Source organism: Chryseobacterium soldanellicola, assembly GCF_900100115.1.
Classification (GTDB): Bacteria; Bacteroidota; Bacteroidia; order Flavobacteriales; family Weeksellaceae; genus Chryseobacterium; species Chryseobacterium soldanellicola.
The window spans coordinates 683,072-708,037 of record NZ_FNKL01000002.1; the positions used below are offsets into that span (position 1 = coordinate 683,072).

At 36.6% G+C, this 24,966-nt stretch carries 23 protein-coding genes; 10 read left to right on the forward strand and 13 right to left on the reverse strand.

What is annotated here, in order from left to right; all coding sequences use genetic code 11:
- Positions 1-78: 78 nt before the first annotated feature.
- The 4 genes from BLT04_RS07995 (at position 79) to BLT04_RS08010 (ending at position 3,778) form a co-directional block, all read left to right on the forward strand.
- A complete protein-coding gene (locus tag BLT04_RS07995) occupies positions 79-783 on the forward strand; it encodes a response regulator transcription factor (protein ID WP_089755256.1) in 705 nt (234 codons plus the stop codon).
- A 1-nt stretch (position 784) separates the two neighbouring features.
- Positions 785-2,194 (forward strand): sensor histidine kinase, encoded by a 1,410-nt coding sequence (locus BLT04_RS08000; protein WP_089755257.1) that lies wholly within the window; start codon positions 785-787, stop codon positions 2,192-2,194.
- A 198-nt stretch (positions 2,195-2,392) separates the two neighbouring features.
- Positions 2,393-2,887, forward strand: coding sequence for a hypothetical protein (locus BLT04_RS08005; protein WP_089755258.1), 495 nt, complete (start codon positions 2,393-2,395; stop codon positions 2,885-2,887).
- A 27-nt stretch (positions 2,888-2,914) separates the two neighbouring features.
- Positions 2,915-3,778 (forward strand): YoaK family protein, encoded by an 864-nt coding sequence (locus BLT04_RS08010; RefSeq protein ID WP_089755259.1) that lies wholly within the window; start codon positions 2,915-2,917, stop codon positions 3,776-3,778.
- Between the two features lie 76 nt (positions 3,779-3,854).
- Here the strand turns inward: BLT04_RS08010 and BLT04_RS08015 are convergent, their stop codons facing one another.
- Positions 3,855-5,513: a tail fiber domain-containing protein gene (locus tag BLT04_RS08015; RefSeq protein ID WP_089755260.1), complete on the reverse strand. Its 1,659-nt coding sequence runs from the start codon at positions 5,511-5,513 to the stop codon at positions 3,855-3,857.
- Positions 5,514-5,940: 427 nt separating this feature from the next.
- On the opposite strand from BLT04_RS08015, the gene mutL reads away from it, so the two are divergent.
- The 6 genes from mutL to BLT04_RS08045 all read left to right on the forward strand — a co-directional run bounded on the left by mutL (position 5,941) and on the right by BLT04_RS08045 (position 11,339).
- On the forward strand, positions 5,941-7,725 hold the full coding sequence (gene mutL / locus BLT04_RS08020; RefSeq protein ID WP_089755261.1) for a DNA mismatch repair endonuclease MutL: 1,785 nt from the start codon (positions 5,941-5,943) through the stop codon (positions 7,723-7,725).
- Positions 7,726-7,730: 5 nt separating this feature from the next.
- Positions 7,731-8,468: a rhomboid family intramembrane serine protease gene (locus BLT04_RS08025; RefSeq protein WP_089755262.1), complete on the forward strand. Its 738-nt coding sequence runs from the start codon at positions 7,731-7,733 to the stop codon at positions 8,466-8,468.
- Between the two features lie 6 nt (positions 8,469-8,474).
- Positions 8,475-9,467, forward strand: a complete 993-nt coding sequence (locus tag BLT04_RS08030) for an endonuclease/exonuclease/phosphatase family protein (protein ID WP_089755263.1) — start codon at positions 8,475-8,477, stop codon at positions 9,465-9,467.
- A 75-nt stretch (positions 9,468-9,542) separates the two neighbouring features.
- Complete coding sequence (locus BLT04_RS08035; protein ID WP_089755264.1) at positions 9,543-10,517, forward strand: endonuclease/exonuclease/phosphatase family protein; 975 nt, start codon at positions 9,543-9,545, stop codon at positions 10,515-10,517.
- A gap of 4 nt (positions 10,518-10,521) precedes the next feature.
- Positions 10,522-10,887, forward strand: coding sequence for a hypothetical protein (locus BLT04_RS08040; RefSeq protein ID WP_089755265.1), 366 nt, complete (start codon positions 10,522-10,524; stop codon positions 10,885-10,887).
- 41 nt (positions 10,888-10,928) lie between these two features.
- On the forward strand, positions 10,929-11,339 hold the full coding sequence (locus BLT04_RS08045) for a hypothetical protein (protein ID WP_089755266.1): 411 nt from the start codon (positions 10,929-10,931) through the stop codon (positions 11,337-11,339).
- Positions 11,340-11,371: 32 nt separating this feature from the next.
- Here the strand turns inward: BLT04_RS08045 and BLT04_RS08050 are convergent, their stop codons facing one another.
- The 12 genes from BLT04_RS08050 to murD all read right to left on the reverse strand — a co-directional run bounded on the left by BLT04_RS08050 (position 11,372) and on the right by murD (position 24,914).
- The gene (locus BLT04_RS08050; protein ID WP_089755267.1) at positions 11,372-12,886 is read right to left on the reverse strand and encodes a GH3 auxin-responsive promoter family protein; all 1,515 of its coding nucleotides are present in this window, start codon (positions 12,884-12,886) and stop codon (positions 11,372-11,374) included.
- 383 nt (positions 12,887-13,269) lie between these two features.
- Positions 13,270-13,680: a BrxA/BrxB family bacilliredoxin gene (locus BLT04_RS08055; protein WP_089755268.1), complete on the reverse strand. Its 411-nt coding sequence runs from the start codon at positions 13,678-13,680 to the stop codon at positions 13,270-13,272.
- A gap of 417 nt (positions 13,681-14,097) precedes the next feature.
- On the reverse strand, positions 14,098-14,544 hold the full coding sequence (locus BLT04_RS08060) for a GatB/YqeY domain-containing protein (protein ID WP_089755269.1): 447 nt from the start codon (positions 14,542-14,544) through the stop codon (positions 14,098-14,100).
- Positions 14,545-14,633: 89 nt separating this feature from the next.
- On the reverse strand, positions 14,634-16,526 hold the full coding sequence (gene ftsZ / locus BLT04_RS08065; RefSeq protein ID WP_089755270.1) for a cell division protein FtsZ: 1,893 nt from the start codon (positions 16,524-16,526) through the stop codon (positions 14,634-14,636).
- Positions 16,527-16,604: 78 nt separating this feature from the next.
- Complete coding sequence (gene ftsA / locus BLT04_RS08070; RefSeq protein WP_089755271.1) at positions 16,605-17,993, reverse strand: cell division protein FtsA; 1,389 nt, start codon at positions 17,991-17,993, stop codon at positions 16,605-16,607.
- 52 nt (positions 17,994-18,045) lie between these two features.
- Positions 18,046-19,032 (reverse strand): cell division protein FtsQ/DivIB, encoded by a 987-nt coding sequence (locus BLT04_RS08075; RefSeq protein WP_089755272.1) that lies wholly within the window; start codon positions 19,030-19,032, stop codon positions 18,046-18,048.
- Between the two features lie 51 nt (positions 19,033-19,083).
- Positions 19,084-20,442 (reverse strand): UDP-N-acetylmuramate--L-alanine ligase, encoded by a 1,359-nt coding sequence (murC, locus tag BLT04_RS08080; protein WP_089755273.1) that lies wholly within the window; start codon positions 20,440-20,442, stop codon positions 19,084-19,086.
- A gap of 10 nt (positions 20,443-20,452) precedes the next feature.
- Positions 20,453-20,932: a hypothetical protein gene (locus BLT04_RS08085; protein WP_089755274.1), complete on the reverse strand. Its 480-nt coding sequence runs from the start codon at positions 20,930-20,932 to the stop codon at positions 20,453-20,455.
- A gap of 7 nt (positions 20,933-20,939) precedes the next feature.
- Positions 20,940-22,049, reverse strand: coding sequence for an undecaprenyldiphospho-muramoylpentapeptide beta-N-acetylglucosaminyltransferase (gene murG, locus BLT04_RS08090; RefSeq protein WP_089755275.1), 1,110 nt, complete (start codon positions 22,047-22,049; stop codon positions 20,940-20,942).
- A 10-nt stretch (positions 22,050-22,059) separates the two neighbouring features.
- Complete coding sequence (locus BLT04_RS08095; protein ID WP_089755276.1) at positions 22,060-22,302, reverse strand: hypothetical protein; 243 nt, start codon at positions 22,300-22,302, stop codon at positions 22,060-22,062.
- Between the two features lie 13 nt (positions 22,303-22,315).
- A complete protein-coding gene (locus tag BLT04_RS08100) occupies positions 22,316-23,554 on the reverse strand; it encodes an FtsW/RodA/SpoVE family cell cycle protein (protein WP_089755560.1) in 1,239 nt (412 codons plus the stop codon).
- A gap of 22 nt (positions 23,555-23,576) precedes the next feature.
- On the reverse strand, positions 23,577-24,914 hold the full coding sequence (gene murD / locus BLT04_RS08105) for a UDP-N-acetylmuramoyl-L-alanine--D-glutamate ligase (RefSeq protein ID WP_089755277.1): 1,338 nt from the start codon (positions 24,912-24,914) through the stop codon (positions 23,577-23,579).
- Positions 24,915-24,966 lie beyond the last annotated feature (52 nt).

Sequence of the window (24,966 nt, forward strand, 5' to 3'; positions counted from 1 at the left end):
TATTTTAAAATGCAATTGAACTTTAATAGTTTAAAAAATAAAAATTAAATCTCTATTTTTGTGAAACTCCCTATTTCAATGAATAAAATTATCCTAATCGAAGACGAAACCGGCGTTGTATCCTTTATAAAGAAAGGATTGCAGGAAAATGGCTATGAAGTTTCCGTGGCGTTTGACGGGAAAACCGGAGTGCAGCTCGTGCAATCCAACGATTTCGATTTGGTGATTTTAGATATTATGTTGCCTGAAATGAATGGTTTGGATGCCTGCAAAGAAATCAGAAAAACCAATAAGCACGTTCCGATTTTGTTTTTGACAGCCTTGGGAACTTCCGAAAATATCGTTTTAGGACTGGAAAGCGGAGGAGATGATTATCTCGTAAAGCCTTTCAAATTTATAGAATTGGTTGCCCGCGTAAAATCTTTGTTGAGAAGAAGCAACAATAATATTCCTGAAATTACAGAACCGGAGGTTGATAATGAGCACGTTTTTCAGTTTTCAGATTTAATTCTTAACGATTATACAAAAAAAGTGACGCGTGCCGGTGAAGAAATTTCCCTCACGTCTACGGAATATAAATTGCTTTTATATTTCCTTAATAATCCTGAAAAAGTGATTTCCAGAGCCGAAATTTTAGATGCGGTTTGGGGAGTAAATTATGAATTGGGAACCAATGTTGTGGATGTTTACGTTAATTATTTACGGAAAAAACTAGATCATAAGGAAGATAATAAATTGATTCATACCGTTATAGGAATGGGCTACGTCCTTAAAAAATCTTAGAATGTTTAATAGAGTTGTAACAAATCAGACCAAAACAATGGTGCTTCTAATGTTGGTATTTACCGGCATTATTTTGCTGTTTGGCGGGCTGGTTTATTTTTCGATTGTCAACTTTTCACATCAAAGGTTTTATGAATTGTTAAAAATCCGGACCACCACGATTGTACAGATTGAAAAAAGTAAAAACGATCTTGATCTGCCGGAAAATTATGTCCTAAACAGTCTGAATGATGAAGAACTTCCCATGGAAAAAGACTATGTTTTTGCTGTTCCGACCGATTCCAATTTCAAAAAAATCTCTCAAAAAATTCATATTCCCGATCATTTTTTCAAAAATATTGTAAGGTATGGCGAGGCAAATTACAACGACAAAGAGTTTTATTACATCGGTCAGACGTTTAAATTTGATAATAAAGAATACATCGCGATAGCTTCCGCAAAAAACCATTATGTGGTTTATTATTTAGGCTTTTTGAAGCGAACTTTAATAACATGTATCGTGCTTTCGCTATTTTTTAGCATGATTTTCTCTTTTTATTTATCTAAAACTTTATTTAAGCCAATTTTAAAAATCACCGGAAAAGTAAAGGAAATCAGCTCCGAAAATCTTCATCTCCGCCTTGAATCTCAGCCTGATAATAAAGAATTAAACGAGTTGGTCGATACCTTCAATGATATGTTGAATCGCATCGAAACCTCTTTTGAAACCCAAAATCATCTTATCGGAAATGTTTCCCACGAATTAAGAACACCTCTAACTTCAATTATGGGAGAAGCTGATGTTGCCCTTTCTATCAACAGAAATGCTGATGAATACAAGGAAACATTGGAAATTATTTTGGATGAAGCTGAGAAATTAGACAAAAAAATCAAGGCTTTACTGATGATCGCTCAAACCGGATTCGACGGGAAAATCCAGAAAATGGATAAAGTACGAATGGATCAGCTGCTTTGGGATGTCATCGAAACATTAAGAAGAATCGATTCCAGAAATAATATCTATCTGGATATAAGTATGTTACCTGATAATCCCAAAAAATTGAAAGTTCAGGGTAACGAGCAATTGTTGCATCTTGCCGTGACGAATATTATTCAGAACGGTTGTAAATATTCTAATTTTCAACAGGTCAAAGTTTCGCTAGGAGCCACTGATACAGATGTTTATATCATTGTAAAAGACTTTGGGATAGGAATTCCCGAAGAGGAAATGAATAAAATCTACGATCCTTTTTTCCGGGCTTCCAATACAAAAAACTACGAAGGCTACGGAATCGGGCTTCCTTTGGCGCGAAATATCGTAAGAATGCATCATGGCGAATTAATTGTAAGTTCTCACGAAAACCAGGGAACAACGGTGCAGCTTCGTTTTCCGAATTTCTATCGTATGCAGGTTGAAGAGAAATTAACATAAATCTTGAAGAGATGCTGAGCAGAGCGAAGCATCTCGCATAAATTAATAGAACCCTTTCTCAATATTAATTATTCTTAACAATTTTCTAATCTCATTCTAATCTCTTTAATGACATTTTAATTCCATTCCAAAAGGCTTCTAATTTGGGGAGCATAGTTTTGTAATATCAAAAAAGATCATCAACTAAATCTTAAAGATATGACTAAAACAATTTTAATTGCCACGGATTATTCTCTCGAGTCTTTAAATATATTGAAAAAAGTGCTGAAAGAGAAAGACGCTTCGGAAGAACAGAATCAATACAATATTCTTTTGGTTTCAGGATATGAAATGGGAGATTCTATCAGAGATCTTCTGTTTACTACAAAAAGTACGGTTTTTAACAAAATCAGGCCTCAGGAATTCATCGATGCTTACGGGATCATTAAAAATAAATATCCTCATTTAATTAATAAAATCGTCTGTGATATTTTCACGGGAAGTTTTCAGAGAGCCTTTAATAATTATGTAAAAGCAGAAAACATTGAGGAAGCCTACTATTCTCCTTCAATTAAAAGTAAAGGAAAGGGGAAATTCGACCTTATTCCTTATATCAAAAAGTGTAAAGAGCTTCAATCTCAGGAAATCAGATTTGAGGTTGCCGAGAGACTTCCTGAAAGAGGAAGGCTTGCCGAGGTTTTTGTCGAAGTTTAATAGGATGAACGATTAAAAAATAAAAAAATGTTAAGAAATTATAGTAACAGCAGGACGTTGGGAGACAACATTAGACTGGGGACGCTGACTGCCTTTACGGCAGGAACTATAAATATAGCATCTCTGTTGATATTTCTCTCCTTTACATCGAACGTGACGGGGCATTATGCAATTTTGGCGGCTGAGATCAGCAAAGGCAACTGGTCGCAGGTTGCGGTTGTGGGAACGTGGATTTTCCTGTTCTTTTTCGGAGGTTTTGTATCTAATTTTATAGTCATCACCTTCAATAAAAAAAGTAAATATTTTGCGCATGCCATGCCAATTGTATTAGAAATACTGTGTTTGTTGTTTGTTGGGATTTACGGGCAGTTTTTCTACCGGAAAACACTGGAAGAAACGGAATATCTGGTAGCATTAATGCTGTTTGCGACCGGTTTGCAGAATGGTTTAACGGCAAGTATCTCAAACTTTTCCGTGAAAACGACACACCTTACCGGGACAACGACCGATTTGGGGATTTTAATGTCAATGTTTACGCAGAAAAAATTCAGGAAAAATGCGGAATTAATTGGCCGTGCAAAACTTCTGATGAGTATTATGATTGCGTATGTTTTGGGAGCGGTTTTTTCGGGATTAACCTATTATTACCTGGAATTCAGGGTTTTCTATGTGATAAGTCTTTGTTTGTTGGTTGTTATCGGGTATGATGCGTATAAAATCCATATCAGACACTTTCATACGCAATACAGATACAGTAAGATTTATAAAAAGCCGAATATTATGGCGTATTTATACGACAAAATTCATGGAATTCCCGAAATTAAAGAAAAAAGACAGGAAAAGAGAAAGCTTGTATTTGACGATGTTAAATATAAGGAATATCAGTATTAATTTTGTGTAAACTAGCTGTGAAAACAGCCCTCAACTTTTTAAAAGTGAGGGCTGTTATTTTTTTATTGATGATTAATTATTTTTTTTGGCTTTCTTCAATAAATTTTTCCATTTTGGCGAGTCTTTCTTCCAGTGATGCAGACGTTTTTTGCTTGGCTTCAAGTTCAGAAATACGCTTATTTTGATTTTCAATTAAAGCTTGCTGTTCCTGTATTGCTTTTGTAAGCACCGCAACCATTCTGGAGTAGTTAACTGTATTATATTCTTGTCCATCCTCTTTTTTGAAAGTGCTGGCCACTTCCGGAATCACTTTATTTACTTCCTGTGCGATGAAGCCAACTTCTCTTTGTTTGCCGTATTCGTCAGGGTTTTTCCAGTTGTAATAAACCGGGTGAAGCTTCATTACTTTACTGATGCCGCTGTCTAAATCAGTAATCTCTTTTTTAAGACGCAGATCCGAAGGAAAGATAATTACGCTACCTGCAGCGTTAACACCAATTTCTCGGTTTCCGGTTCCTGCATAAGCTGTCATCTGAATATTATTACACTGGATATTACCCGCCACATCCAGCCAAAAACCTGAAGCAGGAGATTGTGTATTGATCCCGACCGGCTGCAGGAAATGATGAGTACCATTGGTTGCACTATAGGCTAAGTCATTCGCAAAACCATTTGCCGCATTAGGCTCACGATGCTGTATATACGCCGTAAGGGTTGCATCTGTACTTGCGCTATTGTTGATAAAGCCGAGATATCCGCCACCGGAATTGGAATTAAGCATTACCGTATTGGTTAATGCAGTTTGAGACAAGGCAATACCTTCATTAACAACGGTGGTGTTTACATGTAATTTTTCAGTAGGAGTTGCGGTTCCGATACCTACATTGCCGGCATCTGTAAGACGCATAAGCTCTGTGGGAGTGCCATCTTGCCAACTTGTGTTGGTTCCCCAGACAAAACCCACATCATTGCCTGCTGCGGATGTGTTATTTCTGTCGGCAATAAAATACATATACTCTCTTGATTCTAAGTACATATTATTTCCTGATGTGCCTAAATTTAATGCTGAATAAATACGCTCTCCTGTGTCATCGGTTCCCCATCGTACGGCATTACCCTGTGTAAGCTCGATATTACCGGTCTCAACATCTAATTTTGAAGTAGGAGCATTAGTTCCGATCCCCACATTTCCGCCCATGTGATAGATGGTTGTATTGTTATCCGTAGGATTAGTAGGAATTTGATTGGTTCCCTTCAGCCAGTCATAATCTTTAGTGGGAACAGCGCTGTGAAAGCTCACAACTTCCCAGGTCGTCCCCGAAGTGTTTCCGTTATTGACTAAAAGTACCCCGTCTCCCGGAGTAATAGTAATAGAAGCAAGACCTGTTGCCCCGATATCATCAATCAGCTCTGCGCCGTTTGCGGCTACCGTCAAAGTCGTGGTAGGATGGGTGTTCTTGATTTCATATAACCGGCCTTTAAAATTACCGGAACCGACGGCTTGCGCGGCTGGGAGGGTAACCGTATTGTCAGCAGCACTGTTTGAAACAAGATAATAGTCGTTGCCTGTCATGGTGTAATTGCCTGTTACTGCTCTATATGCCGGAGCAAAAGAACCATTGACCGTGAGTTTGGAGCCCGGAGTTGATGTGTCGATACCAACATTAGCAGTTTGGGCCTGGAATGTGCTGTAAAATCCAGCAACAAAAAAAAGAGGGTAAATAAACTTTCTCATATAATTTAATTATTAAAAATTAAGGAAATTGAAATTTTATGTAAAAATTGTATAAAGTGTATCTCAGGAAAAGAAAAGTGTGCCTGTATTGTGAAGTAATTAGTTTAAGCTAAAATAATTATTTAACATTAAAATTCCAAAATAAATTTTATTAATATTAAATTTAATATGTATTATTTTTATAAATTATTTATTTATAATTAATTATTTTACATTATTGTTCATGGTTTTAGTAAAATTTAAGATTTAGAATTTCTTTGAAATTATAAGCTGTATTTAATAAAAATTAATCAATAAAAGAAATGTTTTAAAAGAACGATGGAATAAGAGAAAGCGGTTTTTCAGTATAGATGAATAAATTTTAATTTATAGTTTATATTTTTATTACCATTTTCATTGACTATTTTTGTAAGTTGATTTACGTTTTATGTCAGATATTATTCAGCTTTTACCGGATCATGTGGCCAACCAAATTGCGGCAGGAGAAGTGGTGCAGAGACCCGCGTCCATTGTGAAAGAACTTTTGGAAAATGCCATCGATGCAGATGCTTCTAAAATCGAGCTGATCATAAGAGATGCAGGAAAAAATCTGATTCAGGTAGTTGACGACGGAAAGGGAATGTCTGAAACCGATGCTAGGCTGGCTTTCGAAAGGCATGCCACCTCAAAAATCAGAGGAACGGAAGATATTTTTAAAATTTCTACAAAAGGCTTTCGTGGCGAGGCTTTGGCTTCTATCGCGGCGGTTTCCCAGGTTGAATTAAAAACAAAACAGAGAGATTCGGCTCTGGGTACGAATATTTACATTGAAGGTGGCGTTTTCCAGTTTCAGGATCCGGCCCAGACGGCGGAAGGATCTAATTTTTTAGTTAAAAACCTTTTCTACAACGTTCCTGCAAGAAGAAAATTTCTTAAAAATAATAATATCGAGTTCAGGCACGTAATTGATGAGTTTCAACGTGTTGCGCTGGCTCATGAGAATTTGGAGTTTTCCATGTTTCATGATGATGAGCCTGTTTTCAGGTTAAGAAAGGGAAGTCAGATGCAGCGTATTGTCGATATTTTCGGAAGAAAACTGCAGCCGCAGCTGATTCCTATTAAAGAAGATATTCTTTGGTGCCGGCTTCACGGCTTTGTTGCAAAACCGGAAGGTGCCAAGAAAACGAGAGGCGAGCAGTTTCTTTTCGTGAATGGAAGATATTTTAAAAGTCCGTATTTCAATAAAGCGGTTCAGGAAGCATTTGAAGGACTTCTTTTACCGGGATATATTCCTACTTTTTTCCTTTTTTTGGAGCTTGATCCTGAGAAAATCGATGTCAACATTCATCCGCAAAAAACGGAGGTCAAATTTGAAGATGAGCATCTTATTTTTGCGCTTCTTCGTTCCACAATTAAAAGGTCTTTAGGAATTTATAATGTAGCGCCAAGCCTTGATTTTGAAAGAGATCCGCAGCTTGACGAAATCATGCAGAAGACTTTTCCTAGCAAAGGAAACAACGGAGGCTCGTTTAAAATGCCTGAAATCATTGTAGATAAAGATTATAATCCGTTTTTGGAAGAAAGAGAAGTTAAAAAGGTTGAAATTCAGAATCTTGCAGAGATGTATCATCAGAATATCGCTGCAGAACCTTCAAAAATTAATTTATTTGAAGAAGAAGATTTTGATGAAGATCTAATGCGGCTTCCCAACGGATATTGGCTGTTTAATAAAGGCGACAGAACACTGATGCTTGACCTTGGAAGAATGCACCGATTGGTGGTTTCCGAGAATAATAAATCGACTTCAAAAAAAGGAAGTACCAACAGCCATGCGCTTCTTTTTTCTTTGGAATATCACATGAATGAAATCGAGAAAAATAAGTACAGATCAATAAAAAAATACCTTCCGGAGCTTGGTTTTGAAACAAGTATCGCTCATGAAAATGTGTTAAGAATTGATGCCGTTCCTGAAGGTTTGAAGGAAACTCAGGTGATGAAATTCCTTGAAAATCTGTTTGAAATCCTGGAATATAAAACAGAAGAAGAATTTATGCAGTTTTATCAAAATCAATGGAATAAAATGCAGTCAAAATCAAGATTTGATTTTATTTATAAAGCAGATGCCGAGCAATTAATTAAAGATTTCACAGCATTAGGCTTCCCGGAATTTTTACCCAACGGAAAAAGGTGTTTCTATGAAGTGCCTTTTAATGATATTAAAAATAAATTTTAAAGGATATGTTTAATAATATACCCCCAGTTACAAGAAATATTATCATTCTAAATGTTATAGTATTTATTGTATCTTTTTTTATACTTCCCCAGCTGTATGATTCGCTTTCGGGCTATTATCCGTTGTCTCCCAACTTTAAGTCTTGGCAGGTAATCACTCACATGTTTATGCATGGCGGTTATGTGCATATACTTTTTAATATGTTGACATTGTGGAGCTTCGGGCCGATTTTAGAGCAAGCCTTAGGAGAAAAAAAATATTTGATTCTTTATTTTGCAAGTGGATTGGGTGCCTTTGTTTTATTTAATCTTTGGAATTTTATTGAAGTTCAACAAATTTCATCTGCATTAAATGCTTTAGGAATAGATCCGTCGGAAATATACACAAAGGCAGCAGTTGGTTATTCAGGCAGTCTGAATATCAGTGCTAAAACTCCTGAAGGAGTAGAATTATCTCAAAATTTATATAATTTGCTGAGAACACCTATGGTCGGGGCTTCTGGAGCTATTTTTGGGGTTGTAGCTGCTTTTGCAACACTTTATCCCGATGCAAAAATTGCGATGATGTTTATTCCGATTCCGATGAAAGTTAAATATTTAATGCCTGTTGTCATTGTGGTTTCAATTTTCTTGGGAGTCACGGGAAATGCAGGAGGAATTGCTCATTTGGCTCATGTTGGTGGTGCTTTGGTAGGCTGGCTTTTGGCTAGAAACTGGAGGAATCATTTATATAGATTTAATTAAGATCCTGTGAAAGTCTTTCGTACCATCATTTTAATAGCGCATTTAGGAATTTTTATTCTTTTATCAGGAATGCTTTTAAATGCCTATGTTCCTCCAAAAGTTTTTCCCTGGTTTAATTTGCTTTCTCTCGGATTTCCGGTTTTAATGACGGGTTATGTTCTATTGACGGTTTTCTGGCTTTTCAGCTGGAAAAAAAGAGCTTTTGTATTTATGCTTTTGGGTTTATTGTTCACAAATCCGGTAAAAAGGTGGATAAACTTCAGTGCGGATAAAAAAGAAGCAGCCAACCTTAAAATTGTCTCTCTAAACGCAAAAGGCGGGATTTTTGGTTTGAAAAATATTAAAGACTATATCGATGGTTCAGACGCGGATATTGTTTTTTTACAGGAACATGGCGGGAAAGATTATCAGTTTAAAAATCTTAAAAACGTAAAGTTCGATGCAATAGTCGCTATTTTTTCAAAATATACAATTCTTAATCAGAAAGAATTGATTGACAGCGATTATGAAACCAATAATGCCTACGCCAGCCAAACCGATGTTGAGCTTAAAGGAAAGAAATACCGTTTTATTAACATTTATCTTCAACCGTTCAAGTTTGAAAAAGCGATGGTTAAGCTTAATGGCGACAGTGAGCAGGATGAGCAGAAACTGAAGGATGTTGTTAAAAGATTGATCCCAACTTTTAAAATGCATCAGGAGCAGGTAGAAATCATCAGAAAAGCGATCGATGAATCACCATATCCTGTTTTTCTGATCGGCGACTTTAACTCGGTTCCGAATTCCTACGAATATTATCATCTTGGAAAAGATATGAACGACGTTTTCATGGAATCAGGAACTGGAAGCTCAACCAGTTTTCATGACTATAAATTTCCGTTGAGAATTGATTATGTCTTTACTTCAAAATCCATTCAGTCAGTTAGTTATAAGGTCGATCGATCGGTTAAAATTTCTGACCATTATCCGGTCATTGCCACTTTTTCATTAAAAGATTAAAATCATAAAATTAGTTAAATCCGTTTTATTGGTAGGATTTTTGCTGAAAAAACAGCGTATTCTAGACCGTTTTTCATGAAGCCGAACCAGATATTGTTATTTATTCATATTGTTGTTGCTATTTTATTGCTGTGCACTTTAGGAAATGCATGGATTCCGCCTAATATTTTAGGCAACCTGAATCTTCTTTCTCTGGGATTTCCGTATATCATGTCATTATATATAATTTTGACATTAGTTTGGGTGATTAAAAGAAAAAAAATAGCCATTGCATTTGTTTTGGGGATGTTTTTATTTTATAATCCGATCAGAAGATGGATTAATTTTACTCCGAAAAGCGAAAACCTTAAATCGATAAGAGATATTAAAGTATTGACTTTCAATGTAAAATACGGCGATTTTGGTTGGGAGAAAGTGAAAAAATATATCAGAGATCAGGATGCCGACATTATTTTGGTTCAGGAAAGAGACACAAACAGAACGTTACGGCAGGATATGGTAAAATATCCCAGCGTGATTTTAAAAACAAAACATAAGATCGTAAGACAGGAAGAGCTGATCACCGATAAATCGAGAGGGAACTCTTTTTATGCCGATGTTGATATTCACGGAAAAATTGTTAGAGTAATAAATGTCTATCTGGAGCCATTCAGGCTTCATAAATCAATGCTTCAGTATGATGGTCTGGGGAAAGAAGGCGGGAAGATCAATACACTGCTTTCTCACATGATCCCGACATTTAAAGCACATGAAGATCAGATTAAAAAGATCAGAAAGGCAATAGATCTTTCACCATATCCTGTGATTTTAGCGGGTGATTTTAATTCTGTACCGAATTCTTATGAATATTATAATTTAGGGAAAGATCTTCAGGATGCATTTTTAGAAACTGGAAACGGCAGCTCTTCGAGCTTTCATGATTATAAAGTACCTTTGAGAATTGATTATATTTTCACTTCAAAATCAATTATTCCTTTAAGCTATAAGGTAGACAATTCTGTGAAATTATCGGATCACTATCCTGTAATTGCGGAATTTCTATTAAATTAGTTCCATGAAAAATTTACTATTTACAGTCCTTATTTTTTCTCTTTTACTGATATCTTGTTCCAAGAAAGAGCCTGCTGATCTGTATCCGCAAGATACTTCAAAGACGCAGTATGATACGGTGCCTGTGGATTCTTTTTCGGACGGAGCAACTTCCGTGGATATCGTTCGCCAGATCAGAATGTCTTCTCAGCAATATCAGGATTCTGTGAAAGAAGCGTTGAAACTGGAGGCTGAAGAAAAACGCATTAAGGAAGAATTAGAAAAAGAAAACAAGAAAAAGCAGGAAGAGGAAAAGAAAAAAGCAGGTGAAGAAAAGAAAGAAGAAAAAACAACTTCGCCCGCTTCTTCGAATGAAACAAAAAAAGAATAGGATTTTTCTTATATTTAAACTCATTTAAAAAATATAAAAGTATGAAAAAACACATTTTATCGGCAGTAATTATTGCAACATTGGTTGTATCGTGCACGAAATCAACTACAAAAACTGAAAAAGTTGAAAACCCGGACGGATCAGTTGTAACAACAACGACCACTGTAGCCGAAAATGGAGTAAATGTTGACTCTTCGAAAGTGAATAAAGCTAAAGAAGATGTTCAGGCGAAAGTAGACGCGGCCGGAAATAAAATCGACGACGCTGCTCAGAAAGCAAAAGATAAAATCGATGCAACGGCAGATAAAACGAAAGAAGATCTTCAGAAGGCCGGGCAGGACATCAAAGCAGAAGCCAATAAAGTAGGCAAAGATGCAAAAGAAGCTGCCGCAAAAGGGGCTTCAAAAGTAGAAGACGCTGCTAAGAAGCTGAAAGAAGATTTAAAGAAATAAAAGCATAAAACCGCAGAAATCTCTGCGGTTTTTTATTTGTTAAGAGCCAGTAAAGGATCGATATATTCTCTGTCGTTGCTCAGTCTCGGGACTTTATTCTGTCCACCAAGTTTGCCTTTAGATTCCAGCCAGTTGTAGAAAAGATTGGGTTTTGCAATATGTACAATTGGTCTTTTTAAAGTCATGTTATTGTATCGTTTTGCCTCGTAATCTGAATTGATAGCTTTCAGATGCTGATCAAAAATATCGATAAAACGCTCCAAATCATTCGGTTTTTCGCAGAATTCAAAAATCCATTCATGAGCGCCACCTTCATTTTCTTTCATGAAAACCGGGGCTCCTGTGAAGTCCAGCACCAGGGCATTGGTTTCTTCACAGGCTTTAGAGAGTGCAGATTCAACATTGGTGATCATTAATTCTTCTCCAAAAGCATTGATGTAATGTTTCGTCCGTCCCGTAATTCTTATTCTAAACGGATTAATTGAGGTAAAAACCACCGTATCTCCAATTAAATATCTCCACAAACCGCCATTGGTGGTAATCACCATTGCATAATTTTTTCCGACTTCTACATCTTCAAGGTTAACAACTTTCGGGTTTGAAAAATGGAACTCTTCCATCGGAATAAATTCATAAAAGATACCGTAATCCAGCATCAGAAGCATTTCATCACTATTTGATCTGTCCTGTATCCCGAAAAAGCCCTCAGAAGCGTTATAAATTTCGTAGTAATTAATGTTTTTTCCGATAATCTGCCTGTATTGTTCTTTATACGGTTTAAAACTGATTCCGCCATGGAAAAAAACTTCAAGATTAGGCCATAATTCTGAAATATTTTTAACATCGGTTTCTTTCAAAACTTTTTGTAAAAGCACCATCATCCAGCTTGGAACGCCCAAAATACTTCCCACATCTTCATTTTTAACTTCAGAAACGATGGCTTTCAGCTTACTTTCCCATTCGCCCATCAAAGAGACCTTTTTGCTCGGAGTCGTTGTAATTTCTACCCAAAATGGCAGATTATCAATCAAAATAGCAGATAAATCGCCAAATTTTGTATTAAAATCTGCATATAATTCTGAGCTTCCGCCTAAACGTAAGTTTTTATTGGTAAAAAGCTGATTTTCAGGATGGTTATTGGCATAAATGGAAACCATGTCTTTTCCGGCTTTCAGGTGGCAATATTCAAGGCTTTCTGCGGAAATCGGGATAAATTTGCTTTTGGCATTGGTGGTTCCCGAAGATTTAGCAAAATGCTTGATATAGCCCGGCCAGCTTACATCTTTCTGACCTTGCCTTGCTTTTTCAATATAAGGCTCAAAATCTTCATAGGTGACGATCGGAACCTTGTTTTTGAAGTCCTGATAACTTGAAATAGAATTAAAACCGTTCTTTCTTCCGTATTCGGTATCTTCCGCATGGAATAACTGAGAAAAGAGGATTCCCTTCTGAGTTTCAATAGGATGATTCATAAAATTCTGAATCTGATCTATTCTTTGACGAATAAACCAATTTACCACAGTATTGAAAAGTGCTTTCGTTGCCATTTCAACAAATATAATGATATTTGGATTTTCTGAGAATTTTTTATTGTGTTAAATAAAAAATTATGCTCTTTTTATCATTTCTTTGAAATCTGAATTAATTGTCTGTTGGAAAATTAGTAGCTGGATCTTCCAGGATGACAAACTTTGTGGATTTTCTAACTATTTAAATCAACGACAAACACCCTAGCCCTGATTGACGCGACATCCTTTTTGTTTCGGGCGGAGCATAAACTGAAAGTTTACGAACATGGTTCAGGAGCCCGAAACAAAAAGATACAGCGGAAAGCGGGAAATTGCTCCAAAAAAATTATATAGCTTCCATTATTTTTAATAAAAAAACCGCTACAAATTTGTAACGGTTTAGTATTTTGATCTATTGTTTCTTAACAATACTCATCGTAAGCAGCCTGAAGATTTGCAGCGATTGCGCCAGCAGGATTTCCTTCAATGTGGTGTCTTTCAAGCATATGAACCAATTCTCCGTCTTTGAAAAGTGCCACGCAAGGTGAGCTTGGAGGGAATGGAGCCAAATGTTTTCTTGCTTCAGCAACGGCTTCTGTATCAAAACCTGCAAAAACAGTCGTTAAATGATCAGGCTTTTTATCTCCTGTCAAAGAATATAATACTCCCGGTCTTGCAGCTCCTGCAGCACATCCGCATACGGAATTGATTACCAAAAGAGTGGTTCCTGATTGTTTTAAAGCTTCTTCTACCTGTGTTGGTGTTGACAGGTCTTCGAAGCCTTTATCTGTAAGCTCAGCCTTCATAGGCATTACTAAATCTGTTGGATACATATTTTTGTTTTTAAGTCTAGGCAAAGTTAAGCAATTCTTTACTTTTGTTCAATATATAAAAACTATCACTCGATTTGGTAAACAAAATTAACTGAGTATTAATAATTTAATAATATTCAAAAAAATATAAAATAAAGTTATGAATAAATCAAAATTATTGTTAAATTTGAAATGATTCTGAAAAACAAAACCATGAAAAAACATTGATTTCCTTTCCCTCAAGAAAAATAGCAGGTCGATTCTGTACGAATTGAGTTGTAAATATTCTTAGAATAAAAAATGAAGTCCGGAACTGTTGCAGTTCCGGACTTCTTTAATCAAATCGATATGCAAAGGTTGAATATCCTTGTTGTGGTTCGGGATGCATGACACGAGTTTAGAACATTCGAAAAAAGCTCAAAACCCGAAACCCTGACTTTACGAAAGCAGCTTTTTCGCCATCTCGGAAATACTTTTTCCGTCTGACTTTCCTGCAAATGCTTTTGAAGCTACTCCCATTACCTTTCCTAAATCTTTCATAGATTCGGCGCCGGTATCTGCGATAATCTTCTTCATTTCAGCTTCCAGCTCTTCTGAAGAAAGCTGTTTTGGTAAGAACTGCTCAATGATTTTCATCTGAGCTTCTTCCACTTCTGCTAAATCATTTCTTCCCTGCGCGGAAAACTGCTCGTAAGAATCTTTACGCTGCTTGATCATTCTCTGAACGATCGCAATTTCCTGTTCGGGAGAAACTTCGGCGCCTCTGGCCTCCGTTTTCAGCAATAATATTTGAGATTTTACAGCACGGAGGGAATCCAAAGCAACTTTGTCTTTTGCTCTCATGGCTGTTTTTATAGCTTCGCTTATTGTATTTTCTAAACTCATGGCTTTGGCTTTAAGCTTTAGGCAATAAGCTGTAAGCATTGACACCCGAATTAATGAGCCTAAAGCTTACTGCTTATTGCTTATCGCAATTAATCTACATCTTTATTTAAAAATCTGTTTTCTCTTACCTGCATAGAACCGTTGTTTTCAGACAAATAGGTGTTGATATTCTGGTCTGAAGCATTGGTTCCGTCAATAGAAATATTTTTTCTCTTGAAGGCAGGAACAGATTCGAATTCACTCGTGCTGTCAAAATTCTGATAGCGTGAATTGAATTCTTTTAATTTATTTCTTCTTTCGATTACTCTTTCCTGATCTACCGCTTTATTCACAAAAGTGAATTCTGATTCATCAGCTTTTGGAGCTTCGATTTCTGTTTTGTTTTCAAAAGCAGGTTTTACTTCTTCTTTTGGAGGGAAGAAATTTTCAACTTTTTGTACGGGCTGTTCAACAACAACGTTTGTTGGGGTCTGAAAGTCTGTTTTTGGCTGTCCGAAATCCGCTTTAGGCTCATTAACAGGCTCGTTTACGAAGAAACTGAACTCAACAGGCTTTGCTTCAGAAAAAGAACTTGAAGGTTCTGTTTTAGGTTCTTCTCTTTTTCCTTCAACATCAAAAGAAAAAGACTGAATTTCCAGATCATTCGGATCTTCACCTTCTTCCCCTTCATAAGAGAATAAGCTGTAGGATTCTTCTTCCTGCACTTCTTCATTTCTCCAGCTTTGAGTATATGTATCTTCCTCTCTGTCAGAGAATTTTATTTCGGTTTTTATTTCTTCGTGCTCAATAGTCATTTTTTTTTCAATAGACGTCGCACCAAACTGTGGCGTGTCGTGGTCTTCATCGTCTAATCTGAAAAGGTTTTTGCTGCCGAAATTATAGTCTTGCCCAGGAGCAGTTTCTCTTTCCTCCCTTGTTTTAAAAGGGGATTCTTTTGGAACATCAAAACTGTCATTTAAGCTGATTTTAATCTTTTCTGTCGGACCTGCAAATTTTTTATCATCGTTAGAAAAACCTGTAGCGATAACAAGAACGCTTACTGCATCCCCTAATTCTTCATCAGCACCCACCCCGAAAATAATATCGGCAGTGTGTCCCGCTTCTTTCTGGATATGATCCATAATGATACCGATCTCGTCCATCGTTACCTCTTCTGCGCCGCTTCTGATCAACAAGAGAACGTTTTTAGCGCCTGTGATTTTGTTATCATTCAATAACGGGGAATCAAGGGCTTTTCTTACCGCTTCTTCGGCTTTATTTTCACCTGAAGCACTTCCGGTAGACATCAACGCCGTTCCTGAATTCTGAAGCACAGATTTAGCATCTCTAAAGTCAATGTTTACATCAAAATAACCCGTAATAACTTCCGCCATACCTTTCGCGGCGTTGGTTAAAACTTCATCGGCTTTTGAGAATCCCTGCTTGAATCCAAGGTTCCCGAATTGCTGTCTTAGTTTATCATTATTGATTACAATTAATGAATCAACGTTATTTCTTAGTTTATCAAGACCGTTTTCGGCTTGTTCTAATCTTCTTTTACCCTCAAAACTGAAAGGAACGGTTACGATACCCACCGTCAGAATTCCCATGTCCTTTGCCACTTTAGCAATTACAGGAGCAGCACCCGTTCCGGTTCCACCGCCCATTCCGGCAGTAATGAAAACCATTTTGGTGTTTTGTCCCATCGCAGCTTTGATGTCTTCGATGCTTTCGATAGCTGATTTTTCACCCACTTCAGGATCTGCACCCGCGCCGAGACCTTCTGTAATAGTTGTTCCCAACTGAACTTTATTGGCAACCGGGTTATTATCTAACGTCTGGGCATCGGTATTACAAATGACAAAATCTACCCCGTGAATCCCTTTTTCGTACATGTGCTTCAGGGCGTTGTTTCCGCCGCCGCCTACACCGATTACTTTTATGATCGATGAATTTCCTTTTGGCAAATCAAATGAAAATCCTTGTGTACCTATATTTTCCATAACTATATTTTTAATAATTGATAATTGATTAACGATAATTGATAAATCATTTATCTCTTACCATCTACCATTTATATTTTACTCTACTTCTTCAAAGAATTTTTTTACTTTTTCCATCAGCGACTGACCGAATGTTAATCTTGCCGCTTTTTTATTCTGATGATCCTGGATAACTTCCTGCTGTTGCATGGCCATCGTTTGTTGGATTGGCTGAACCGGCTCAACAGGATCTGCATTTGTTTTTACAGGTTCCGGCTGAGGTTTTTCCTGAGCAGGCTCTTCTTCAACAATAGTAAGCTTTTTATCCCTTATTTTTAAACTTTCCATTAATAATCCGATGGAAGTTGCAAATTCAGGGCCTTTCAGATATTGATTCTTATCATTAGCAATATACTCATTTGCGAAACCAATTCTACTATCAAAACCTGTTGTATAATTGGCCAATTGACGAAGGTGCTTCAAATTTGATCCGCCACCCGTCAAAACAATGCCTGCAATCAGTTTTTTCTTTTGTTCGAAGGCGCCGTAGGCTTTTAATTCTGTGTTTACCATTTCCAGGATTTCCTCCACTCTTGCATTGATGATCTGTGCTAAAGTTTTTAATGAAATTTCCTTATCCGGCCTTCCGTGAAGTCCGGGAATGGTAACGTACGTGCTGTCTTTTTCAAGCTCAGGAACAGCAGAACCGAATTTTACCTTCAATTGTTCTGCGTGTTTCTCGATGATTGAACAGCCTTCTTTGATGTCTTCCGTAATAATCCCGCCTCCGTAAGGGATGACGCAGGTATGACGGATGATATTATCTTTAAAGATGGCGATATCTGTAGTACCGCCACCGATGTCTACAATAGCAACTCCGGCTTCTTTTTCTTCTTTTGTTAATACTGCTTCAGATGATGCCAAAGGTTCTAATGTAAGGGCTTCCATTTCAAGACCTGCTTCACGAACACATCTTGCGATGTTTCGGATGCTTCCCATTTGTCCTACAACCACATGGAAATTAGCTTCCAGACGTTTTCCATGCATCCCTACAGGTTCCTGAATTTCACCCTCTGAATCCACTTTATATTCCTGTGGCAGAACGTGAATAATTTCTTCTCCAGGAAGCATGACCAGTTTCTTTACCTGATCTTTTAACGCTTCAATGTCGTCATCTGTGATGAATTTATCGGGGTGCTCACGCATAATATAATCGGAGTGCTGCAAAGAACGGATGTGTTTTCCTGCAATCCCAACCGTTACTTTACGGATAGGAACTCCTGCGCTTGACTGTGCCTCAGACACAGCAGCTTTGATTGAATTAATGGTTTGTGAGATATTATTCACAATACCTTTGTGAACCCCAAGACTTTTCGCCTTTCCTACACCGAGAACTTCTATTTTCCCGTGTGCATTCCTCCTTCCGACAATCGCAACAATTTTTGTTGTCCCGATGTCCAGACCTACTGAATACTCTTGATTATCCATTTTTATACCGATTTGATTTTTTCTTTTTTTATCATCCCTTTGGGACTCTTCTTTATTCTATCTTAACTTTTGCTTTCGTTTTCGGCTTTGTGACCGTTGGTTTCTCTGTTTTTTTCTTTGTGTCTTTGGGTTTGGCCGTCGTTTTTGGTTTTTTGCTTTCCTTCGGTTTTGATGAAGTGGAACCCTGCTTTCTAGTTGTTTTTTTTACTTCGGCTATTTTCAGCTTAGCTTCGGTTTTCTTAACAGGTGTCGGAGGTGGCACTTTAGCTAATTCCTGACTTCCTACCTTTAAAATACTGTCGTTTTCTTTAAAATAAGGATTTAAAGTTGTTACAATCTGGTTCTGGTATTTTATTGAAACCATGTTGTATTTTTGAGGATCCTGATAGACAAGATATTTTTCCACAAAAGCTTTGAAGCCTTTTACTTTTAAATCTATATTATCTAAATCGCCCAATTCTACTTTATAATTTCCTTCGCTTGTCAGAAGATTGTAATCGCCATTATTGTCTTTTGAGATTCCGATGAAATATTTTTTGCTGAAATCATCTTTATCGATTTTCTCAACCAATTCTGCGAGCTTTTCATATTCATCTCTTTTCACATTTCCTGTCACGAGCATACAAGGATGTGAGTATGTTCTTGAAATCGGAAATTCAACACCTTTTTCATCCACATAAAAATCTTTTCCGTCTTTGTTTAATCTGAAAACAGGAACTCGCTGTTTGATATCTAAATTGAGTTTTCCATTTAAGTTTAAATAAACATTGGCGCTGTCAACAGCCGGAAGTGAGTTGATTTTCTTTTCCAAAGCAGGAATATTCAGATCACCGACTTTCCCGGACGGATTTTCTTTTTTTACAATTTCTCTAATATCTTTTTCATCAATGAAATAAACCGGAGTTTTTTCATTCATTTTTACAGAAATCTTATTATCCGTAATCTTCTGACCTCCGAATTTCTTCAAGGAGAAACTCAGCAGGAATCCAAGAAGGATTACTGTGATAGCAATTTTTAATATTCTGTATTTATTTTTCATAATTGGGTTTCGAGTTCCGGGTTTTCTGTTTCGAGTTTTAAACTTATTATTTTAATTTTTACTCAACCATTCACAAATAGGATCATACAACGTATCAATATTTCCTGCGCCTACCGTGAGAAGGATGTCAAAATCTTTTTCTTTTATTTTATTGAAAGCATCATTTAAAGCAGACACTTCTTTTTTATCTAAATTCACTTTTTCCAGTAACCAGTCTGAAGTTATTCCTTCAAAATTTTCCTGAAGTTCTCTTGCGGGATAGATGTCCAGCAAGATCAATTCTTCGGCATCGCTTAAACTTTCTCCAAAATCGTCTGCAAAATCTCTTGTTCTGCTAAACAGATGCGGCTGGAAAACGACCAGCAATTTCTTATCAGGATAAAAAGTTCTGATCGAGCTTACAACAGCATTAATTTCTGTCGGATGATGTGCATAATCGTCAATGTAAATTTTACCGTTTTGATATCTGTGTTTGGTATACCTTCTTTTAATTCCTTTAAAATTGGCAATCGCTTTCTTTAAAGTCTCGAAATCAACGCCTAAATTGCTTAGAATTGCCAACGCAACGGTCGCGTTTTCAACATTGTGAATTCCCGGAATATCCCAGACAAAATCTTTTATCGTTTCAGCCGGAGTATGAAAATCAAAATAAATTTTATCATGATCCATTCGAAGGTTATCCGAGTAATAATCAGCGACTTCATTTACTGCATAGGTCAGATGAGGTCTTCCGATTTCGATTCCTTTTCTTACAAAAAGCTGTTTGTCATCCGGAACTAAGGCTGCAAATTGTCTGAAACCTTCTTCGATTGTATTTTTATCTCCATAAATATCCAAATGATCTGCATCTGTGGAAGTTATCACCGCCCAATCCGGGGAAAGATTGAGGAAGCTTCGGTCATATTCATCGGCTTCAACCACAGAATATTGCGAACCGTTATATAGGAAATTAGATTTAAAATTCTCAGAAATTCCCCCTAAAAAACATGAGAAAGGTAAATCTGCTTCTTTGCACAAATGTGAAACCAATGTAGAGGTCGTTGTCTTTCCGTGAGTTCCTGCAACGGCAATACAATCTGTATTTTCTGTAATTAGGCCTAAAACTTTTGCCCGTTTCAACACTTCAAATTGAGTTTCATTAAAATAATCCAAAATCCCCAATTTTTTAATCGCAGGAGTATAAATTATTAATGTTTTTTCTTTTTCAAGAGAAGTGATTTTTTCATCAATGAGATCTTCAAAAACAATATCAATACCTTCATTCATAAGATGTTGAGTAAGCTTGGTGTTGGTTTTATCGTAACCCAAAACTTTTTTGCCCGAAGCATGGAAATAACGCGCTAAAGCACTCATTCCGATACCTCCGATTCCAACGAAGTAAAAATTCTGATATGTTTCTAAGGATTTCATTTTCTTAATATTATTTTTGATAGCTGATCATATTTTCTTTATCTAAGGCATAGGCATCACCCTGATATAAATAAAATTCTGCTACCGCATCTTCTAATGTTTCGTTGGTGAAACCGCCCGTTATCCAGAAATAATATCTGAAGCCTATTGAATTTTGGTTTTCAATATATTCTGCTTTTATCATTCCAAGCTTGTTGATTTCTTCAAGGAGGTTATCAATTTTATCTCTCGTTACGCCATCTTTTAATGAAATATTTACGTTTAAAAGAATATATTTCTTTGAAGCATCCAAATCCAGGTATAAAATACCTTTGCTTTTATTGGTTAATTTTATATAAGTTTCAGTTTGTTCCAAAATATCATAGCCTTTGCCTTTTAATAGCACTGCTGTTGAGGACAATTTATAATCCGCAGGCTTTACAAGCGTTTGGGCTGTAAAGAGGGTTGCAAAAAAGCAGATTAAAAGAGATGTTAATAATTTTGTTTTCACGTTGTGGTTATTTGATATTTAATTTTTCTACAATCTCATCTACAATTTCCTTTGCTGCATTTGGTTTGGCAAAATATTTCAGGCTTTCGGACATTTCTTTTCTCAGGTTTTCATCTTCACAGATTTCTGACAATGTATTCCAGAATTTTTCCTGCATTTCAGAGTCTTTTACCATTTTGGCTGCATTTTTTTCCACCAGATTCATGGCATTTTTGGTTTGATGATCTTCCGCTGCAAAAGGGAAAGGAACCAACAAAACCGGCTTCTGTGCAACTGCTAACTCTGAAATGGCAATCGCTCCTGCTCTTGAAACAATCACATCTGCTGCAGAATATGCAGTTTCCATGTCTTTGATAAATTCTTTTAATTGAATTTGAGCTCCGAGTTCCGAAATTCGAGATTCGTTGCTTAATTCTTTATAATCTAATTTTCCGGTTTGCCAGATCAATTGATAACCTTTTTCTTTAAGGTTTTCAAGATTTTCTTTCCAGCCATTATTTAATGTTCTTGAGCCTAAAGAGCCGCCGACAGACAAAATCGTCAGTTTATCTTTATTTAAGCCCATTTTTTCTTTTGCCCGAGAGGTTTCCTGCATTCCTGAAACAATAGCTGAACGAATAGGATTTCCTAAAAATTTAATCTTTTCACTTGGAAAACCTTCCACTTTTGGATAAGCTGTAAAAACCGCTTTTGCTTTTTTACTTAAAATTTTATTCGTTACGCCTGCGTGTGCATTTTGCTCCTGAATAAAAATAGGAATTCCCAATTTACTCGCTTCATATAAAGCCGGACCGCTTGCAAAACCACCTGTTCCTACCGCAAAATCCGGAGCGAAGCTTTTAATGATTCTTTTAGATTTAGATAAGCTTTTCAGAATTTTGAAAGGCAGACCTAAATTTGAGAGCATATTTCCTCTGTCGATTCCTGCGATATCAATTCCTTCGATTTTATAACCAGCCTGCGGAACTTTTTCCATTTCCATTTTTCCGTTGGCTCCGATGAACAAAAACTCTGCATCGGGAAATCTTTTTTTGATTTCGTCTGCAATAGCGATGGCCGGGAAGATGTGACCTCCTGTTCCGCCGCCTGATAATAGTATTTTAAGTTTTTTGCTCATTTTATCAATATTATGCTGTGGGTAGATTCTCAATTAAGTCAATAAAATCAACAGATACCCAAATCTCAATTTTATCTTCAATTAGTTTTATCGAGATTTCTCCAACATTATAAATAGAATCATTAAGTTCAATAATTTCGGTAAATTCTAAATTATAAGATTTCAAAAAATTGATGATTTGTTCGTCGGTATCATAAACCGATAAATCTTCTGTGTTTTTGTTATCAATAAATCTTATTAATCTTATTTCCATTTTTATTCTGTTTTTAAGCGATGTCGTTTATTTCTGCAACGCTTTGTTTTTTGCCCATTCCTTCTTCATCATAAATCTGGATTCTTGAGCTGATATTTAAAATAATTCCCAATTGCAAATAGGTAACCAGCATTGAAGTTCCTCCATAACTTATCAATGGCAATGGTTGTCCCGTTACGGGAATTAAATTAATTGCAACGGCTATATTGACTGAGAGCTGTATAAAAATCATAACCCCGAGGCTGAGAACGAGCAGTGAGCCGAAAAAGGCGGGCATCTTGCTGGCTATCATTACAATACGGATCATCATAATTAAATACATGCTGATCAGAAAAATGGCTCCGATCACTCCGTATTCCTCAACAATTACAGCAAAAATAAAATCGGATGCAGATTGTGGAAGCATTTGCTTTAAAGCGCTTTTTCCTGGTCCCATTCCGGTAATTCCCCCGTGAACGATGGCTGCTTTTGCCTGCATGACCTGGTAATTTTTGGCTTTTACGCTTTCATCATCTACATCTGCGCTTTTTGCTTTGCTTGATGTAAAAGTCTCAATACGGCTCATCCAGGTGTGAACACGGTTTCCGCCGATTAAATTTGTATTTAAAGCAATAATTAAAAACAAAACAATGGCGATAAACGATGAGGAAATAAACCCGGCAATATATTTCCAATGTAATTGCCCGATAATTAAAACAATCACAGAAACCATTAAAATCATCAATGCCGTAGAACCGTTATCTTTTGCAACCAATACAAAAACCAGTAAAATAGGTCCGAAAATGTACATAATGTTCTCAATCGGAAGCCTTTCGCGGGTAATTTTTTTGGTTAAATATCTGCACAGATAAATGATCAACATCAAAAAAGCGAACGAAGACGGTTGAAATGAGATCGGTGTTCCCGGGATTTTCAACCATCGGGAAGCACTCGCTCCGTCAATAGTTTGCCCTGTAAACATGGTGACAATCAGCAAAATAACCATTAATCCCAGCAAAATACTGCTTAGCTTTCCGATATATTCATATTTTACGGTTCCTACGATTCTCATAATTGCAAGGCCAAGGAGCACAAAAAACATATGTTTCATGACGTGACCGGTTGTGGTCCCGTTATTTACGATATATTCCAGATTCGAACTTGCAGAATATACAGGGAAAATCGAGAAAATGGAGATCACAAGAATGACCATCCAAAGTACTTTATCGCCCTTTAGAAACTCAAATCTGCTGTCTGTATCTTGTTCGTTCATATGCTCTGCTGTTGGCTTTTGGCTAATTGCCATTGGCTTTTAATACCTGTTCTTTAAACTGACGGCCTCGGTCTTCATAGCTTTTAAAAAGATCAAAACTGGCACAGCATGGAGATAATAAAACCGTATCACCATTTTTAGCCAAAGATTTTGATATTTTCACGGCTTCCTGCATGCTTGACGTATCATAAATAAACTCTTTCTTGTCTTTAAAGAAGTCTATAATTTTTTGATTATCAATTCCTAAGCATACAATTGCTTTTACTTTCTTTTTCACGAGATCCTCAATTTCTGAGTAATCGTTTCCTTTATCCTGTCCTCCGACAATCCAAACGGTCGGAGTTTTCATGCTTTCTAATGCGTAGTATGTGGCATTTACGTTGGTTGCCTTGCTGTCGTTGATGTATTTTACGCCATCAATTTCAGTTACAAACTCCAATCTGTGTTCAACTGCCTGGAAGGTCATTAACGAATTTCTAATGCTTTCGTCGTTGATTTCCAGTATTTTACCAGCTATTGACGCGGCTAGGCTGTTAGCAACATTGTGATTTCCCAGCAAAGACAATTCTTCAAGTTTCATTGAGAATTTATCTTTTAATTTCACCACAAGCTTATCATTATCTATAAAACCTCCTTCTGGCAAATTTTCTTTTGTTGAAAAAGGAATCATTTTCGCCTTTATTTCAAACTTTTCGAGAATGTTTTTGCTCATTTCGTCATCTTTATTGTAGATGAAAAAATTGTCATTCTCCTGATTTTCAGCTATTCTGAATTTTGCCATTGCATATTCTTCATAGTTGTAATTGTACTGATCCAAATGATCCTGTGACAAATTCAACAGTAAAGAAATATATGGCCTAAAGTTTTGAATATCATCTAATTGGAATGAGCTAACCTCCAAAACATAATATTCATAATTTTCATCGGCAACCTGTTTTGCAAAGCTGTAACCGATATTTCCGCCTAAGCCTACATTTAATCCGTCATTTTTCAGGATATAGTAGATCAGAGAAGTGGTCGTTGTTTTTCCGTTGCTTCCTGTGATCGCAATGATCTTAGCATTGGTAAATTCCGAAGCAAATTCAATTTCAGAAGAAAGTCTGATTCCTTTCAAATGAATTTTATTGATAATCTCTGCTTTTTTGGGAATTCCGGGGCTTTTTACAACCCAGTCTGCATTTAAAATCCTTTCTTCATCGTGGTTTCCTTCTTCAAATTCAATTTCATTTTCGGTCAGAAACTGCTTATAGTTATCTTTAATGGCTCCCTTGTCTGAAAGAAATACTTCCAAACTTTTCTTTTTAGCCAAATAAGCAGCGCCGCATCCGCTTTCTCCACCTCCTAAAACAACTATTTTCATTTTTTTTCGCTTTATGCAGTAATTTGGAAGCATTAAGCTTAATGCCTATCGC

Bases quoted from the DNA above. Each gene is read 5' to 3' on its own strand.
- BLT04_RS07995 (WP_089755256.1), top strand. From the start codon at position 79: ATGAATAAAATTATCCTAATCGAAGACGAAACCGGCGTTGTATCCTTT.
- BLT04_RS08000 (WP_089755257.1), top strand. From the start codon at position 785: ATGTTTAATAGAGTTGTAACAAATCAGACCAAAACAATGGTGCTTCTA.
- BLT04_RS08005 (WP_089755258.1), top strand. From the start codon at position 2,393: ATGACTAAAACAATTTTAATTGCCACGGATTATTCTCTCGAGTCTTTA.
- BLT04_RS08010 (WP_089755259.1), top strand. From the start codon at position 2,915: ATGTTAAGAAATTATAGTAACAGCAGGACGTTGGGAGACAACATTAGA.
- BLT04_RS08015 (WP_089755260.1), bottom strand. From the start codon at position 5,513: ATGAGAAAGTTTATTTACCCTCTTTTTTTTGTTGCTGGATTTTACAGC.
- mutL (WP_089755261.1), top strand. From the start codon at position 5,941: ATGTCAGATATTATTCAGCTTTTACCGGATCATGTGGCCAACCAAATT.
- BLT04_RS08025 (WP_089755262.1), top strand. From the start codon at position 7,731: ATGTTTAATAATATACCCCCAGTTACAAGAAATATTATCATTCTAAAT.
- BLT04_RS08035 (WP_089755264.1), top strand. From the start codon at position 9,543: ATGAAGCCGAACCAGATATTGTTATTTATTCATATTGTTGTTGCTATT.
- BLT04_RS08040 (WP_089755265.1), top strand. From the start codon at position 10,522: ATGAAAAATTTACTATTTACAGTCCTTATTTTTTCTCTTTTACTGATA.
- BLT04_RS08045 (WP_089755266.1), top strand. From the start codon at position 10,929: ATGAAAAAACACATTTTATCGGCAGTAATTATTGCAACATTGGTTGTA.
- BLT04_RS08050 (WP_089755267.1), bottom strand. From the start codon at position 12,886: ATGGCAACGAAAGCACTTTTCAATACTGTGGTAAATTGGTTTATTCGT.
- BLT04_RS08055 (WP_089755268.1), bottom strand. From the start codon at position 13,680: ATGTATCCAACAGATTTAGTAATGCCTATGAAGGCTGAGCTTACAGAT.
- BLT04_RS08060 (WP_089755269.1), bottom strand. From the start codon at position 14,544: ATGAGTTTAGAAAATACAATAAGCGAAGCTATAAAAACAGCCATGAGA.
- ftsZ (WP_089755270.1), bottom strand. From the start codon at position 16,526: ATGGAAAATATAGGTACACAAGGATTTTCATTTGATTTGCCAAAAGGA.
- ftsA (WP_089755271.1), bottom strand. From the start codon at position 17,993: ATGGATAATCAAGAGTATTCAGTAGGTCTGGACATCGGGACAACAAAA.
- BLT04_RS08075 (WP_089755272.1), bottom strand. From the start codon at position 19,032: ATGAAAAATAAATACAGAATATTAAAAATTGCTATCACAGTAATCCTT.
- murC (WP_089755273.1), bottom strand. From the start codon at position 20,442: ATGAAATCCTTAGAAACATATCAGAATTTTTACTTCGTTGGAATCGGA.
- murG (WP_089755275.1), bottom strand. From the start codon at position 22,049: ATGAGCAAAAAACTTAAAATACTATTATCAGGCGGCGGAACAGGAGGT.
- BLT04_RS08095 (WP_089755276.1), bottom strand. From the start codon at position 22,302: ATGGAAATAAGATTAATAAGATTTATTGATAACAAAAACACAGAAGAT.
- BLT04_RS08100 (WP_089755560.1), bottom strand. From the start codon at position 23,554: ATGAACGAACAAGATACAGACAGCAGATTTGAGTTTCTAAAGGGCGAT.
- murD (WP_089755277.1), bottom strand. From the start codon at position 24,914: ATGAAAATAGTTGTTTTAGGAGGTGGAGAAAGCGGATGCGGCGCTGCT.